Origin of the sequence: Brotaphodocola sp. (genome assembly GCF_050873065.1) — a bacterium.
Classification (GTDB): domain Bacteria; phylum Bacillota; class Clostridia; order Lachnospirales; family Lachnospiraceae; genus Brotaphodocola.
In genome coordinates, this window is record NZ_JBNMIC010000031.1 from 1 (window position 1) to 14844 (window position 14844).

At 44.3% G+C, this 14844-nt stretch carries 18 protein-coding genes and 1 pseudogene; all 19 read right to left on the reverse strand.

Annotated elements, in window-relative coordinates:
• Positions 1-89: 89 nt before the first annotated feature.
• Positions 90-218, reverse strand: a pseudogene (locus ACR0QE_RS09190) (Maff2 family mobile element protein); the annotation flags it as partial.
• Between the two features lie 104 nt (positions 219-322).
• Positions 323-637 (reverse strand): hypothetical protein, encoded by a 315-nt coding sequence (locus tag ACR0QE_RS09195; RefSeq protein ID WP_432628059.1) that lies wholly within the window; start codon positions 635-637, stop codon positions 323-325.
• A gap of 11 nt (positions 638-648) precedes the next feature.
• Positions 649-2400 (reverse strand): VirD4-like conjugal transfer protein, CD1115 family, encoded by a 1752-nt coding sequence (locus ACR0QE_RS09200; RefSeq protein ID WP_432628060.1) that lies wholly within the window; start codon positions 2398-2400, stop codon positions 649-651.
• Positions 2397-2879, reverse strand: coding sequence for a PcfB family protein (locus ACR0QE_RS09205; RefSeq protein WP_021885604.1), 483 nt, complete (start codon positions 2877-2879; stop codon positions 2397-2399). Before ACR0QE_RS09205 ends, ACR0QE_RS09200 begins: the two co-directional genes overlap by 4 nt.
• Positions 2880-2918: 39 nt before the next feature.
• Complete coding sequence (locus ACR0QE_RS09210; protein ID WP_432628061.1) at positions 2919-3347, reverse strand: DUF4313 domain-containing protein; 429 nt, start codon at positions 3345-3347, stop codon at positions 2919-2921.
• A 16-nt stretch (positions 3348-3363) separates the two neighbouring features.
• A complete protein-coding gene (locus ACR0QE_RS09215) occupies positions 3364-3675 on the reverse strand; it encodes a DUF5720 family protein (protein ID WP_337496252.1) in 312 nt (103 codons plus the stop codon).
• Between the two features lie 10 nt (positions 3676-3685).
• The gene (locus ACR0QE_RS09220) at positions 3686-4327 is read right to left on the reverse strand and encodes a DUF3846 domain-containing protein (protein ID WP_432628062.1); all 642 of its coding nucleotides are present in this window, start codon (positions 4325-4327) and stop codon (positions 3686-3688) included.
• 53 nt (positions 4328-4380) lie between these two features.
• Positions 4381-4902 (reverse strand): hypothetical protein, encoded by a 522-nt coding sequence (locus ACR0QE_RS09225; RefSeq protein WP_432628063.1) that lies wholly within the window; start codon positions 4900-4902, stop codon positions 4381-4383.
• A 3-nt stretch (positions 4903-4905) separates the two neighbouring features.
• Complete coding sequence (locus ACR0QE_RS09230; RefSeq protein WP_432628064.1) at positions 4906-5832, reverse strand: ParB/RepB/Spo0J family partition protein; 927 nt, start codon at positions 5830-5832, stop codon at positions 4906-4908.
• Positions 5789-6595 carry a ParA family protein gene (locus ACR0QE_RS09235; protein WP_432628084.1) on the reverse strand — a complete coding sequence of 269 codons (807 nt, stop codon included), beginning with the start codon at positions 6593-6595 and terminating at the stop codon, positions 5789-5791. Before ACR0QE_RS09235 ends, ACR0QE_RS09230 begins: the two co-directional genes overlap by 44 nt.
• Positions 6596-6622: 27 nt before the next feature.
• On the reverse strand, positions 6623-7555 hold the full coding sequence (locus ACR0QE_RS09240) for a DUF6017 domain-containing protein (RefSeq protein WP_432628065.1): 933 nt from the start codon (positions 7553-7555) through the stop codon (positions 6623-6625).
• Positions 7556-7731: 176 nt separating this feature from the next.
• Entirely contained in the window at positions 7732-7989 is a 258-nt protein-coding gene (locus ACR0QE_RS09245) for a hypothetical protein (RefSeq protein WP_432628066.1), read from the reverse strand.
• A 109-nt stretch (positions 7990-8098) separates the two neighbouring features.
• Positions 8099-8323 carry a DUF5348 domain-containing protein gene (locus ACR0QE_RS09250; protein ID WP_432628085.1) on the reverse strand — a complete coding sequence of 75 codons (225 nt, stop codon included), beginning with the start codon at positions 8321-8323 and terminating at the stop codon, positions 8099-8101.
• A gap of 15 nt (positions 8324-8338) precedes the next feature.
• Positions 8339-8536 (reverse strand): hypothetical protein, encoded by a 198-nt coding sequence (locus ACR0QE_RS09255; RefSeq protein ID WP_432628067.1) that lies wholly within the window; start codon positions 8534-8536, stop codon positions 8339-8341.
• 178 nt (positions 8537-8714) lie between these two features.
• Positions 8715-9887 (reverse strand): CDP-glycerol glycerophosphotransferase family protein, encoded by a 1173-nt coding sequence (locus ACR0QE_RS09260; RefSeq protein ID WP_432628068.1) that lies wholly within the window; start codon positions 9885-9887, stop codon positions 8715-8717.
• 133 nt (positions 9888-10020) lie between these two features.
• Positions 10021-11040 carry a glycosyltransferase family 2 protein gene (locus ACR0QE_RS09265; RefSeq protein WP_432628069.1) on the reverse strand — a complete coding sequence of 340 codons (1020 nt, stop codon included), beginning with the start codon at positions 11038-11040 and terminating at the stop codon, positions 10021-10023.
• Positions 11041-11079: 39 nt separating this feature from the next.
• On the reverse strand, positions 11080-12606 hold the full coding sequence (locus tag ACR0QE_RS09270) for a lipopolysaccharide biosynthesis protein (protein WP_432628070.1): 1527 nt from the start codon (positions 12604-12606) through the stop codon (positions 11080-11082).
• A 15-nt stretch (positions 12607-12621) separates the two neighbouring features.
• Positions 12622-13692: an acyltransferase family protein gene (locus ACR0QE_RS09275; RefSeq protein WP_432628071.1), complete on the reverse strand. Its 1071-nt coding sequence runs from the start codon at positions 13690-13692 to the stop codon at positions 12622-12624.
• Between the two features lie 16 nt (positions 13693-13708).
• A complete protein-coding gene (locus ACR0QE_RS09280; RefSeq protein ID WP_432628072.1) occupies positions 13709-14818 on the reverse strand; it encodes a glycosyltransferase family 1 protein in 1110 nt (369 codons plus the stop codon).
• Between the last annotated feature and the right edge of the window lie 26 nt (positions 14819-14844).

The following is a 14844-nucleotide window of genomic DNA, read 5'->3' on the forward strand; positions in this document are numbered from 1 at the left end:
TACCCCCTCATTTCACCCATCGGAATATCAGTTCTCCAAAGTTTCGGGCTACAATTGCCCTTCGACTTTGTGCGCAAGCTTTTCACTTACGAACGTGTCGCACGATTGTCATTGCCATAGCCCTCCAGAAGATTGATTGCTCCCCAAATACCAAGACCTGCTCCGAGAGCGATAACGAGTGTCTGAAGTACCGTAACGGCGCTGTTAAAAAATGCCATATAATTTTTCCTCCTGTATTTTGATTTGAAATGATAGAAAAAAGCTACACGAACAGTTCTGCCACAATCATGTGTATCACCACCTCCTTTCAAGGCGATCAGCGTTATTCCTCTGCATCATCCCCACGGTTGAGCAGTCCATCTCTGGCATCTGCGATACTGCGAATCCTGCTGTTTAACTGAGCAATGGTCGCATTGATTTCCAGTTGATTAGCTGCATAGTAGTAGCCGTAATAATCACTGCAAATCGGTTCTCCCTTGCATCGCAGAGAATTGACCATTCGCCGTATTTCTGTCCCTTTGACATGAAAAAAGGCTTCCAGCTGTTTGCTCGAAACCTGATTGCCACTTCCTCTGTAATTCATTTTCAAATACTCACAGAGTCTTTCTTCAATATTCAGTTCCGGGGACTTCTTCATGGAATCCCTCCTTACTCCATTGCGACTACTTCAAATTCATCCCCCGCTTTCAATTTCAGCCGATGGCTCAGAAATTTCTCAATGTTGAACTCATTTCTTTTGTCGTAGTCAGCTGTGTATTTATAATTTGGATGCTGTGTCAGATCATATTTATCGGACATAAAAGGTCTGACACCACGAAGCCGCAGGATACATTTACTTCCATCCAGGACTTCCAGTTCATCAACCGAAGCCAGGTCTTTTCCGAGCTTCTGATAGTTCAGAGAATGAGAAGTTTCACGTCCACGGCTTTCGCCAGTGTTATAAGTATCAATCGTTTCTTTTCCAAGTGCCTGATTCAGTTCTTTCAATGTAGTCGGCTCTGAACCACCAAGGAAAATACGAGAATCCATATTTCCGATGATGGTATCGCAGTTATCTTTGTAAATTGCTTTCAACTGGCTCTGTGCCTGGAGTACCAAACAAGCCGATATTTCACGACTTCGGATTGTGGCAACCAGCTTCTCCAGATTCGGTATCTGCCCGATATTGGCTGCTTCATCAATCAGACAGCGCACATGAACAGGAAGCCTGCCACCGTACACATCATCTGCCTTTTCGCAAAGCAGGTTAAAAAGCTGCGTATAAATCATGGAGATCAAGAAGTTAAAGGTGCTGTCTGTGTCCGACATAATAAGGAATAACGCCGTTTTTCTGTCACCAAGCGTATCCAGCTGTAACTCGTCATACGCTGTAATATCACGAACTTCCTGAATATCAAACGGAGCCAGTCTTGCACCACAGCTAATCAAAATCGACTTTGCAGTTTTTCCGGCAGCCAACTTATATTTTTTATACTGACGGACTGCAAAATGATTCGGATTTTTCTTCTCCAATGCTTCAAACATCAAATCCACTGGATTCTGAAAATCTTCATCATCCTCACGCACTTCCATGGCATTCAGAAATTCAATCAGTGTAGAAAAGTTCTGTTCCTCCATTGGTGCTTCATAATGGATGTAGCCAATCAACGCACAGTAAAGAAGCGTTTCGGCTTTCGTCCAAAATTCATCACCAGCTTTTCCGTCACCTTTTGTATTGGCAATCAGTGTTGTCACCAGCTTCAAAATATCTTTTTCCGAATGGATGTACGCAAACGGATTGTAGTGCATACTTTTCTTGAAATTGATCGTGTTAAATATTTTTATCTGGTAGTGATACTTCAACAGAGCATTTCCGCACTCGACCGCAATACTTCCTTTGGGATCAGTGACCACATAGGAGCTGTGCATCTGGAGCAAATTCGGCTTTAGCCAGAAACGTGTCTTACCAGAACCGGAACCGCCCACGATCAGCACATTTTTATTTCTTGCATGAGCCGGATTTTTCGGTCTGTTGGACATCATCAATCGTTCTGTCCTCGTCAGAATAATATTGTCCTCAAACTTCGGAGCTATGAATGGCTCTATATCCTTTGCTGTTCCCCATCTGGCAGAACCATACTCAACATTGTGACGGTACTTCTTGGCATTTTTGCTTTTCATGTAAACAGCAAGCCGTAAACCACCGCCGCAAATGATGCCTACCAGCAAATCCAATGGATAGAAACTGGGGAGTGGATTCTGTAAAGCCACTGGCAGAATATTAAAAAAGCCGAGGATTTTTGCAGATGAATCTGCACCCTCAGCTAATCGCCATGCTTCCCCGAAATTTGTTGCGACAAGTCCCAAAATCAAATACGGAAGATTCAAAATCAGGAGTCGCTTTATATCTCGTTTGCTCATAAATCACGCTCCTGTTTCTTTTCCCGTACTTTCTTCGGTAATGCTGCCACCAGTTCCTTGAATTTTTTCAGCTGTGCCAGTACACTCGGCTTTTTGCCCTTCGTCATTGCCATTGCCTGATGCTCTTTACAAATGGCATCCAGAGCATCTGCATCCTTTGCCCGGACAAAGACAATGTAACGGGGCGGATCAACAGACTTATCTTTTCTGACAGCAAAATCAACACCGTATTTCTTTGCCAGTCGTTCAAAGTCTTTGATACCAGTCTTGTCGATCTCCACGTTGGTTGCACCCTGATTCTGCCCAAGAAGCTGCTTTACTGTCTGCTTTCCATGAATGGCAGGGTCACGATTTTTCTGTGCTTTCTTACGCTCCAAGTGATTCAGCCCTTTTCGTATGCCGGAAACAATCATGCGACCTGTCAGTTTTGTTGTACTGATTGCCAGATTGACTGTCCTGTTTTCAACTTCTTCCTGCACGAATTATCCCTCCTTCCTGTGAGATTCCCTAACCCGCCATTAGCGTTCCGGCTCTCGGCTTTTCTGTTTCTTCTTTTTCGGTTTCTTATCTGGAATATCATGCTCCTGCTTGAAACGCTTCACACCTTCCGGGTCAAGCTCCTGTAATTTTTCCAAATCAAAAGCAACCGGAGTATATTTGCCATAGCCAGACCGCACCTGGTAAGGCAGGATTTTTCCTAAATCGTTCTCTTTGATAAAATTCAGGAGATCACGGCTCATATCGCCGTTAATAAAGGCTTCATTCGGTTCCAATGAATAACCCGGAATGCAAACAGTCATATCTGCAAATGGCTCGTAATATTCACCATTATCACAGAGCAAACCAACATAGATTCCTCCGGTCATGGCATAGCTGTCTACCTGGAACACAACCTGTTCCTCACCAAATTCCCATTTCAGGGGAAGTTTCTTTACTTCATCTTCCATATCGTTTTCCTTTCCATCATCGAACCTGTTCTTTCTTATCATAGAAAAGATGTCCGGCAGAAACACGGGCATGGCTGACAACCTTAATTTGTCCCTGTTCCTGAAATTCCTTTGCCTTTCCATAACCGGCATCATTCAGAAACAATCGCATCCGTTCTCCTTTATCGCCCCAGGCACAGTCACCCGATTTCACATCGAATATAATCATGTGCCTTGTATCATCGGCAAAACGGTTCAAGTCCATGTAGGAATGTCCGGCATATTCTTTTGCACCAGCTTTCAGCCGCATTTCTTCCATCAGTTCGCCAATCGTTTTCTGTTTTTCCATCAGAACCTCCTTACAAAGAGTCTCGGTCAGGACTGCTCCTTACCGGAGGTACATCCGACTTCTCCGGTGTATCCGCTTTTCTGACTTTATCATCCGGCAACGGCATTGCCATGATGCTGCGCCCCATGCGAACAAACATCTCCGGCTGATGAAAATGCTTCTCAAACTTATCCATCAGCTCCGGGGAGAGAGAACCAAAATCATCCTCGGTAAGTCCAGTTACGAGAAAATTCCCAGCGATAATGTCATACAGTTCGCCATCTTCGGTTTTCAAAGATCGGTTCAGTTCACTGCCATTGATTTTTCCTTCACCGTTCATTACCAATGCCACCTCATCGTCAAACGGGTAGGTTGCTTCAATGTCACCGCCGACCGCTGCCTGCAAATCTTCCAATTCACAACCGATTTTCACAACCTGCGGATACATTCCAGGCTTGATAAGAAGAACATCCATCATTTCTTTCTGTTCCAGTGGGATTTCACGTTCTTCCCCCACAGCAAAATTCACACCAGTAAAGTTTTCGGAATCCAGAATATACTCGGAATTGTAATATGCCTGCTGCACTTTTTCCTCAGCTTCTTCTCTGGTTTCGGCTGCTACCGTAACGGTCTTTTCCAGAGTCTCTGTAATGTTAATATCAAATTCTTTCAAATCAGCATCCTCCATTCTTATGTTGATATGAAAAAAGCGACCATCTATAAACCTTACAGTTCATAAACAGTCGCCGTATGTTCCCATTGCGGAATACACATTTCTTCCAGCTCACTCAGTAAATCTTCTGGTGAGAAGAACAAATTATCTACACTTTCTACTGCTCGCAGAAATACCCGATAGCAGGTTTCATACTGCTCGGATTCCTTTTCAAACTGCATCCCGACAGAACGGACAACCGCAAAACTCATATCCTCCATCAGCCAAAGCTCCGTAGTATAATCAGTGGTAGCAATATCGCACACACCGATTTCCATATCGGAATAGAGCAGGCATCCACGCATATTGAATAACTCTCTGCCGCAGTAATTGAAATTGTATTCGTGTGTTCCCTTAACCTCATACTGATAAACCGTCTGAAATTTGTCCCGCAAAGCCTGACACACTTCGGTCAGGCATAAGCCACCATCTTCACCGATTTCATCCTCATCGTAGGCTTCATAATCATCCGGTTCATACAGACCGATAAGCCAACGTAGTGCTTTCTTCATACCTTCTTCTGTAAACAAAATCACACCTTACCTTTCCATAGATTTTTCCCGTTTTTTCTGCCATTGTTCCAAAAGCTGAATAATTTTATCCTCCATCTGCTTATTGGTGTAGGATTTCGGGAAGTATTTGCGAAGGACGGATGTTTTCAGAGTCACCTTATCCATTTCATCCTTCTTCATCTCATTCATAATTTCACACATGGCTTCCAGTGTGCAGTTGCCCTCCTGTGCCAGCTTTTTGATACGCTGTGCCTGAGAGAGAGAAGGAGCTGCCTGTGCGTAGTCCATTGCTTCCAGAAAATCTTTCTGTTCTTCCTTTGCCAGATAGGACAGTTCCACCGCCGGATTGAATTTAATCTGACCAGAATCGACCATATCAAGAAGTTCCGGTGTCAGCTCAGTCAGACGAATATATCGCTTAACCTGCGTTTGACTGTCATTAGCTTCTTCTGCGACTTTTTCAGCCGCAGTCAACTTCGGACCAACTTGGTCCGAAGTTAAATCAGACCGTGCGCCCTGATGTTTGATGGCATCCAACTTCATTTTATAAGCAAATGCACGTTCACTCGGAAGAATGGTTTCTCTCTGTAAATTGGCATCTACCATCAAAATGATAGCGGCATCATCATCCATTTCACGGACAATTACCGGCATGGTTTCTTTTCCGGCAAGTTCTGAAGCTCTGTGTCGCCTGTGACCGGAAATGATTTCATAGCCACCATCCGGGTCTGGTCTGGCAATCGCAGGTGTCAGCACACCGAAGTCTCTGACACTTTCCACCGTTTTTTGCATTTCTTCATCATCAACGACTTTGAACGGATGACCTTCAAAGGGATGTAACTCCGACAGCGGAATTTCCTGTACTCGTTCCTGTTTGGCTTCGTCTCTGGAAGTGTCAGTTTCAAAAATATCATCGTAACTGCTCAAGCTGATGTTTGCGCCTTTTCTCGGCATTGTTTAACACCTCCTTCGTCAAAACCCGGTATGCGTCAGCCACTTTGCCTTTCGGGTCATGCTTAAAAATGCTCGTTCCCTCCGCACTGATTTCCTCTGCACGGACAGAACGGGGAATATCTGTTTTGTAGACTTTCAGCTTACCACCATAGTTTTCTCGAATCAGATTACTGATGTCCTTTGCGTAATTAGTACGGCTATCCACCATCGTCAGTAAGATTCCCTCAATTTTTAATTTGGGGTTGATATTTTTCTTAACCTTGTTGATGGTCTGCAATAGCTGTTCCAATCCTTTCGCCGGAAGATATGCCGCCTGCACTGGAATAATCACATTGTCAGCCGCAGCCAGTGCGTTGACTGTCAGCATTCCCAGTGAAGGCATACAATCCAAGAGGATAAAATCATAATTCGGCTTAACCGTATCCAGGTACTGTCGCAGGATTGTTTCACGGCTCATAGCATTTACAAGTGAAACTTCCAAACCAGACAACTCAATGTTGGCAGGCATTAAGTCCACACCTTCATCATGCGTCAAAATCCCTTCGCCCGGTGTGATCGGCTGTTCAGCCATAATCTTTCCCATCATATCGGAAAGTGTGGGAGAGAGCTTATCTGGAACTGGATACCCAAGACTGATTGTAAGTGAAGCCTGCGGATCAGCATCCACAACAAGAACTTTCTTTCCCTCCATAGCCAGACCGACACCAAGATTTTCACAGGTAGTGGTCTTGCCTGTTCCGCCTTTCTGATTAACCACAGCCATGACCGTTGCTTTTTTCGACACGTTTCATCACTCCTCCCGTTTTAATTTTAGTTTCGCCCAATTTTTCTCACCTCCCCAATCTGGCTGTGCCATATCGTGCCGGACAAGAGCATCGAAATAGCTTCCAATCGTTGTCGGGGCATTGTATAACGAAGCCAGCATATATTGTCGAATATTGCGAATCTTTGTTGTATTCTCTTTGAAGCAGTCCAGAACGAACCGGATATGTTCTGAATCCAGCTTCATAAAGCGGCTTTTTACCACTTCAATCGGTCGATCATCTCCACCGATACGGATAATCTGTCGCTTACTGCATACAGTTTCAACAACCAGCTCCAAGATATTCCCCAACCTGTCCACATCGTAGGGATAATCCTGTTGGAGATATTCGATTCCCAGTTGCTCATAGAAATACTGATAATATTGTTGATATTCCTCATTTCCGTTTTCCTTTCCACAATTCCCGGAAGGAAAGATAGAATTAGTATCACTCAAATCAGTATTTTTTATATCAGTATTATTACCTTGTGCTTTCGACAGGTCTTGAATTGTATTTTGGAAAGTTGCTGAATTGTCATTTTGACAATTCAAGAATTGTCTTTCCACAGACTCGGAAATAAAGTTCTTCACATAGATCAGGTTTGGTTTCCCAAGTCCCTGTCGCTTGCGTTCAATCAGCTCAGCTTTCTTCTCCAGTTCATCCAGGAGCTTCACAGCCTTCTTTTCCGCACATCCAAGCGATTCCTTGATTTCCTCAATCGTAAAGATGATATAGACACGACCTGCTTCATCCAACCATCCATTCCTTGCCGAAAGATTCATACGGTCAAGCAAAATACCGTATAACAGCTTTGCGTCTGTCGATACATTCCAGAACTTATCCTGTGAAAACAAAATTTTTGGAATCCGATAAAAAGAAAACTGCTCTGACTGCTGACCGTAAAAATAATCATAAGCCATTCATACCCACCACCTCTTTCCTATGGAAGAAGTCACGCTTCAATGGCTTCTTCCGAAAAGTGCTGTCCCTGATCCGGTATGGGCAAGTAGTGAAATTACAAAAACGGTACTTCCATGTTGGCTGATGATATTCACACTCACGGCAAAACTTTTTGCGTTCCCCGCAAGTCATTTTCTTACACTGCATTGTCCTCACACTCCTTATCCGGCTCTTTGCCATAATCTTTGCGAAGAATCTTTTTCGTACACCATCCAATACACGGATGATTGCGACCGTAAGGGCAAGCATCACACTCAGATTTTTTCTTTGGTGGTTCCGCCACAAGATAGTAGCAATTTTCTTTTCCTAAGCTGCATCCCTTGCGACTGCCTTTCCAGAAATAGCACTGAGAGCAATCATCCGGTTTATCTGCTGCATATAAAGTTTTGTTCAAATTCAGTCCTCCAATCCTTATTTTCCCGATTTTGGGCATAAAAAAAGAGCGTCTATCCAATCCCTGTTAAGGGACGAATAAACGCTCGTCGTAAGTATCTTATTTAATTTCAGTCCATGCGAACCATCAGACCTACCAGAGAACTTGCCGGAACACCAACTAAGTACCAACCCCGATCTCCCCAATCGTATTCGATGCGAGTAGGTTTCCAACGGTTGCCGACTTTCACATCCATGCAGGTTCCGCAATGCAGACCACCATAGTATTCTTCCAAACCGAACCGTACATCCATACGCTCGGACTGCTGATCGTAAACTAAAACACCCTGTTTCATAGGCACAACCTCCTGTTATTCTAAGTATAGCCATACTTTTTTGAAGGTATTCAAGGTATCCTTATTTACCTTTTCAAAATCCCATGATATGATGATTTCAAGCAAATTTTCTTTGGACAAAATCAGCGAGAACCATTGATTTATCTGGGTTTCTTGGCTTTGTCTTATTATAACAGGATAGTCAATTCTTCTCACAATTCCAGTAGCTTTCATAATTTTTCCTCCTGCATATTCCATTTCCTGTTAAATACAGATATTTACGAATGCATGGACTGCTTCACAATCTTTCTCATCCTTCATCGATGAATCATCCATCATCTATTTAACAGTTCTTCCATATCGTGTTTCGTATGGGTAGTATGTGGAAAGAAAAGAGGAAATATTCAGCAGGTTAAATCAACTTCTCAATCGCCTTGAAGGTACGCTCGCAGTTCTTCGCATCCCTCATCGGGAAGAATGCTTTCACGCGCTCCCGATAAGAATCCTGAAGCTGCATATCCCGTTCAAAACACTTCCTTGTCTCATCGAGAATTTCTTTCTCCTCCGTGCAAACCGGGCCAAATCCATCTCTCCGATAATCAAAATATCCCTTCTGATAGTGATATTTTCTAAATTCCTCCTCGTCAAACTGGTAAAATAAAACAGGTTTTTCAAGAAACGCCACATCAAAAAAGACACTCGAATAGTCCGTAATCAACAGGGAACATCTCATCAGCAGCTGCTGCACATCGTGCGTCGACTTATCCGCAATCGTGATTCTGTCCGACGAAGCCTGAAAATGCTTGTTATACTTCTGCATCTCCACATGAGGATAAAAAATCAGGCGGTAATCATATTTCTCCAACATCGCTTTCAATTCCTGACTGGACAAAAGCGACTGAAATTTTTCAAAAAATGCGGTATTTAAAAATGCATCACCGGACGGATAATACGATCCTCTCCACGTCGGCATTACGAGAATCATCTTCTCCCTCTTCCCCGCACGGATCAGATTGTCAAACCGGCAAAGTCCCAGATACTGGGTAACCTTTTCATCAAATCCAAACGTATCCCGAATGAATTCATACTCGGGCTTTGCCCCGCAGCAGAACAGGTCCGTGTAAAACCGATCTCGATGCTGCCATTTCATCTCATCTTTCACAATTCCATGGCGCAAAAAAACCTGCTTTCCTCTCGCACGGATTCCCTTGCCCGCCAGATGGTAGTGAACCATCAGGTCAGGCGCACACGGCTGAATATGAGTTCCCGCAAGAACATCGGCACAGTAATAGAGCAGATAGTGCCTGAAGCTGCGCTGTGGCACCGCACCGCCCAGATCTGTGATTTTCTTCCGGTCCACGCTGTCCTCCGAAATCACATAATATGCCTGAATCTCGGGATGTTCGGTCTTGAGATAGTGATAAAACCAGTATCCATTGTCGCGCGCATCGTTTCCGCGCTCCCCGACCAGCCAGATTCCACGGTACTTTTTGGGAAAACACGTTCTTAACCCTGCTCCCACCACCTTAAAAAATACCATACCTGCCAGTTCTTTTCCATAACAGAGCAGACGAGTTGCTTTCATCCTGCCTTTCCCCTCTTTCCCTCATTCTCTTTTGACGTTTCTATTTTAATATTTCGCTACAAGCATCCATTCTTCACGATTCTTATCAACATTTCTCATAAAGACTTTTATCCACACTCATCGCAAACACCTTTTATCCACGTTTTTTCTGGTTGCACCCGGAGAGAATCAGCACAGCTCCATAAAGATGCAGTTTGAGAAGCTGCAATTTAATCTTGTCATTCCGGTTTTTCTCCGTCTTCAACGGAACTTCCCTCACAGAACTTTTCACCCACGGATCCCTCATCGCCTCGCGCAGCCACTGATATTTTTCACGAAATGTCATCGGCCCGAGACTGATGTTTTTGATCCCAAGCTGAAGATCTCTGAGAATGCAGTAAAATACTTTTTTTCTGTGCATCGGGCTGTTCATCAGCCCCCACTCTTCCACCACACTGCGGATTGCACTGCTCAGATAAAAATTTTCTTTTACCCGCTCCGGATGATACGAATTCGAGAGTGAATTGCTCCTCGCTTCCGTATAATGATACAGCGGACGGTCAAGCACCGCAAGGCATGACGGATTCTGTCTGTAAAATTCTACATAAAAAAGACCATCTTCCCCGATGCTCTTTGCCGGGAAACGCAGATGATGACGCTCCACAAAATCCCGCCTCATCATTTTCGTTGTGATAAAAAACGAAGTCGCCAGTTTATCAAAATATTCCTTAAAAGGTTCCCCGCGAAAAACTCCGGTGATCGGCGGAAGTGCCTGAACACGCTTCACACAGGTTCCGTTTTCGTCATAGAAGTCATTATACTTTCCAAACATGACAAGATCCGCCTGTTCCCGGTCCGCCACCTCCGTCAGAATCTCAGCAGTTTCCGGCTCAATCCAGTCATCCGGATCAAGGAAGAAGAGATAATCTCCGCTCGCCGCGTCGAGAGCCGTGTTTCTCGCACTCGCAACGCCCCCATTTGGCTTTGAGATCGCGCGAAATCGTAAATCCTGCGCTGCAAGCTCCTCGCAGATTTCTCCGCTCCGATCCTTTGATCCGTCATTGACAAAAATCGCCTCAAAATCGGTCATTGTCTGTCTTTTCAGGGACTCGGCAACCCTTGGCAAATAGTTTTCCATGTTATAAACCGGAAGAATAAACGATATTTTCGGCATAGTTTTCCCCCTAATCCCAAACGTTCTTAAAAGCCCTTCTTAAAACCGCGCTCTTACACTGTCAAAAAGCCCCTTATACTCTCTAAAATCTGTCACCAGATTCGCAATGAGGAAGAGTGCCGCAATCCAGAACGAATTCAGGATCGCATGCCACATAACATAAAAATAGCTGACCGCCTCACAGCTCTCCGTTCCGATCAGAGCAAGAACTCCGACTGCCACAACCGTATTGACAAGAATCTTCTTGAATGTTTTCAGACAGCTCCTCTGAAGAATATGTTTTGATGCATAGAGCACCATCGCATTGATCCGGTAAAGCAGAGCAACAATTGTCGCAATCAGACAGCCGCTCATTCCAAGTTTCCATGTTATGATCAGAGAGAGCACAATGTTGATCGTCATCTCGATCAGCGCCTGGTTTCTCGTATCGTCAAACTTTCCCGCGATCGACTGAAGCTGAAGCAGAGGAATCTCGATTCCCGTCATCACCGTCCACATCGCAAACAAGATCAGAATCCAGATATTATCATAAATTGCCGCATCCTCGACTCCACCTGTATACAATCTGATGATCGGCATCAAAAAGGCCGTAATAACGGTGTATGCCCAGAACAGAAACATATAAAACACCGACTCATACTGGCTGAATTCTCTATCAAAACGCTTCCGCTCCACCTGGTACATCTGGCCAAACTTGAATGTCAGTCCATTGGAAAATGAAGTGACGATCTTCTGAAAATTTGCAAAAAACAGGGAATAAATCGCATATACACTGGCATAATTCATTCCACACATGAAAGAAATGATGATCGTATCCGTGTTTGAAAAAATACAGTTTGAAATCTGGTGAACCAGAACAGACCCCTTCTGGGAAAGGGCAGAATAATTCGGTTTTGCCTTCCAGTCAATCCAGTCATAGTGCTTTCTGACATAAAAGATGACAAAGGCAACCTGAATCACAGATGGCAGACAATAAGTCGCCTGAATCAGAAGCAGGTTGTTGGAAATCATCAAAAACGCCAGTCTCAAAACATTAGACAGGATAAAGGTGATCGTGGAAAGCCAGGAAATGATGTATTTCTTTCCCTCCACTTCCAGGAATGCATTATATTTTCCTCGCAGGGAGAAAAGAATGATCCCGGGAATTCCGTAGAGCAGGATGATGACACAGACTGTAAAATAGCTCAGACTTGTCTTGATGATCAGCGGATATAACAGAGCAAATGCCACTGTCAGAATTGTGTAAATCACACTGGATTTCAGATAAAACTTCCGCGTTGCCGCCAAAATCGCATTGATATCGTCGGTTTTTCCCTGTGCCACCGGCGCATAAAGCGCATACTGTGCGGATAATCCAACTCCAGCCTCAAGCAGAGACAGATATGCAAAAATATTTTTGATCGTGCTGTTCAGTCCATTTACATCCGATCCAAAACTCACTAAGTACAGTCTCGGAATAATAAGTCCAAAAACAGCAATCGCAACCTGATAGGACAGACCGGAAATGATATTTAAAACCACTCTCTTATTCTTTTCATTTGCGGTTGTCGCTGTAGCTCTATCCATAAATGTCCCCCCTTTTTATGCCAAAAGTCCAATCTTCTTTAAACAGTTTCCCACTTTCCCGCGCCCAAAGATTTTTAAAATCAAATACGGGACAACAAGGCTTGCCGCCATGCACATCACAACTGTAAGCCACGCTGACAGATGAAGTTTGTTATACAATAAAAGGCCAAGAATCGCACAGCAAAACGGCTGATGATAGAGATAGTAGGTGAGTGTGTGTCGCCCAAATTCTGCCAGATGTCTCAACCGGCCTTCAAACATCAGGCAGAGTGCAAGAATTCCAAGACAAAGCCCGGCGATTGCCGTATTTTCCACATAGCACAACAGCACTCCTATATAAGGTTTTTCATACCACTCTGTAAGGGGATAAAACAGCAGAAACACCAGATAAGCCCCACAAATCAGGCCGCTCCCAGCAAGGAACTTTGCCCTTTTCTCAAGAAATTTTTCGGGCAGAATCGTTCCGAGAAGAAAGAAGAGATATTTCTGAAAAAATCCCTTGAATGTCCAGATCCAGCTTCCGCAGAAGCACTCATAAAAAGCAGTGAGCAGAACAATCAAAACAATTTTGATTTTTCTCGCCCGCTTCTCTTCTTTTACGGTCCGGTCAATCAGAAATGTCACACAGATAAATAAAAACAGAGTCTGAAGATACCAGATGTGAAAACTGTATGGATTCTCATTGCGAAGCATCGCAATCACGTAATCGACCGGTGTCAAAAAATGATATGCGCTTGACTCCAAAACCCTTCTGCACGGCGGAATGAGCTGTGCAATCGCAAACACCACATAGACAAAAAACGCATAAGAAATCCACGGCACAATCAGACTTCCCGCCTTTTTTTTCAAATACTGCCCCGAAGTCAGATTTTTATTTTTCTCTTTTGTCAGCGCATATGCCATGCCTGACAGAATAAAAAGCAGCGATACATGGAACCGGTAGACAAACACATACGAAAACTCACACCAGCGAAACGTATCACGCATTGATTCCCGAAACGTATGTCCAAAAATGACAAGAAGAATTGCCAGAGCTTTTGCAGCATCCATATAATCTCGTCTTCCGCTTTTTCTTAATACGTCCACTGCACAGCGCCTCCTCTCATCGTTCACTCATCGACAGATACAGATTCTGCAATCGTTCTGCCTCAGTCGCAATATCGTATCCTGCTTTTCTGACAAGTCCTGCTCCCTGTTTTCGATCCTTTTTATTTTTAATCAGATACTCGATTGCTTCCGCCCACTTTTCGTTTTCCTCATCCAGAGACAGGCGCATCACCTGATCAGACAGGGCAATCTCATCCGTCACCCGATCCGAAAACACACACGGAAGGCCGGCAGCCTGTGCCTCCACTCCAACTACCGGAAGTCCCTCAAACAGAGACGGCAGTAAGAAGACATCCATCATCTGGTACCACTCATTTACATTTTTCTGCAATCCGGCAAAGATTACCTTATTCGCCAGTCCAAGTTTCTCGGTCTTCTCGCGGACTTCAGATTCCAGTTCCCCCTCTCCGACGAGAACAAGCATCGATTCAGGATTCCGCTTCTGGTAAGCCGCAAAGATATCCAGAAGGCGATTGTGATTTTTCTGAAGATTAAAGCGGCCGACGTGGCCAAGCACTTTTTTGCCCTTCAGATCATACTTTTTTCGCATCTCATCCCGGATCGCCGTATTAAAGGCAAATTTCTCAGTCTCAATCGCATTGCGGATGATTACGCCCCGCTCTTCCCACCGTTTTTTTCCAAAGTAGTAAATTCCGGCATCCCTGCCGCAGCTCCATAAATCGGTTGCGGCAAGCGGCAAAAGACGTTTGCACACCATCTTTAACGGCCATTTGTAATCACGGATGATCTGGGTATTATGCGCATGCGCAATGCGGACTTTCACTCCGGCTTTCTTCGCCCCGCTGAGTGCATAAAATCCCATTGCCTCGTTGTGCGCGTGCACAATCTTAATCCGGTCATCTTTCTCCACAATCTCCTTCACGAAGCGCAGATACTTTGGGTAGCGAAGCGGGCTCAAACCCGGGCTCAGAAAGATTCTGCCTCCCATATGTTTAATTTCCTCGTCATAATTGCCGGGCTTCGGTTTATTTACAATAAAATCAAACTGCACTTTTGTGCGGTCAATATGACGATAATAATTCATCAGCATGGTCTCAAGTCCTGCCCGGTCCATATTGCTGACCGATTGTAAAATCCGAATCATCTTATCCCCCCGTTCACCTTTTTGAT

What these genes read in the sequence shown, in the direction of transcription:
- ACR0QE_RS09240 (WP_432628065.1), bottom strand. Translation starts at nt 7,555, where the DNA reads ATGGCTTATGATTATTTTTACGGTCAGCAGTCAGAGCAGTTTTCTTTT.
- ACR0QE_RS09270 (WP_432628070.1), bottom strand. Translation starts at nt 12,606, where the DNA reads ATGGATAGAGCTACAGCGACAACCGCAAATGAAAAGAATAAGAGAGTG.
- ACR0QE_RS09250 (WP_432628085.1), bottom strand. Translation starts at nt 8,323, where the DNA reads ATGAAACAGGGTGTTTTAGTTTACGATCAGCAGTCCGAGCGTATGGAT.
- ACR0QE_RS09235 (WP_432628084.1), bottom strand. Translation starts at nt 6,595, where the DNA reads ATGGCTGTGGTTAATCAGAAAGGCGGAACAGGCAAGACCACTACCTGT.
- ACR0QE_RS09210 (WP_432628061.1), bottom strand. Translation starts at nt 3,347, where the DNA reads ATGGAAGATGAAGTAAAGAAACTTCCCCTGAAATGGGAATTTGGTGAG.
- ACR0QE_RS09255 (WP_432628067.1), bottom strand. Translation starts at nt 8,536, where the DNA reads ATGAAAGCTACTGGAATTGTGAGAAGAATTGACTATCCTGTTATAATA.
- ACR0QE_RS09265 (WP_432628069.1), bottom strand. Translation starts at nt 11,040, where the DNA reads ATGCCGAAAATATCGTTTATTCTTCCGGTTTATAACATGGAAAACTAT.
- ACR0QE_RS09215 (WP_337496252.1), bottom strand. Translation starts at nt 3,675, where the DNA reads ATGGAAAAACAGAAAACGATTGGCGAACTGATGGAAGAAATGCGGCTG.
- ACR0QE_RS09260 (WP_432628068.1), bottom strand. Translation starts at nt 9,887, where the DNA reads ATGAAAGCAACTCGTCTGCTCTGTTATGGAAAAGAACTGGCAGGTATG.
- ACR0QE_RS09195 (WP_432628059.1), bottom strand. Translation starts at nt 637, where the DNA reads ATGAAGAAGTCCCCGGAACTGAATATTGAAGAAAGACTCTGTGAGTAT.
- ACR0QE_RS09200 (WP_432628060.1), bottom strand. Translation starts at nt 2,400, where the DNA reads ATGAGCAAACGAGATATAAAGCGACTCCTGATTTTGAATCTTCCGTAT.
- ACR0QE_RS09280 (WP_432628072.1), bottom strand. Translation starts at nt 14,818, where the DNA reads ATGATTCGGATTTTACAATCGGTCAGCAATATGGACCGGGCAGGACTT.
- ACR0QE_RS09230 (WP_432628064.1), bottom strand. Translation starts at nt 5,832, where the DNA reads ATGCCGAGAAAAGGCGCAAACATCAGCTTGAGCAGTTACGATGATATT.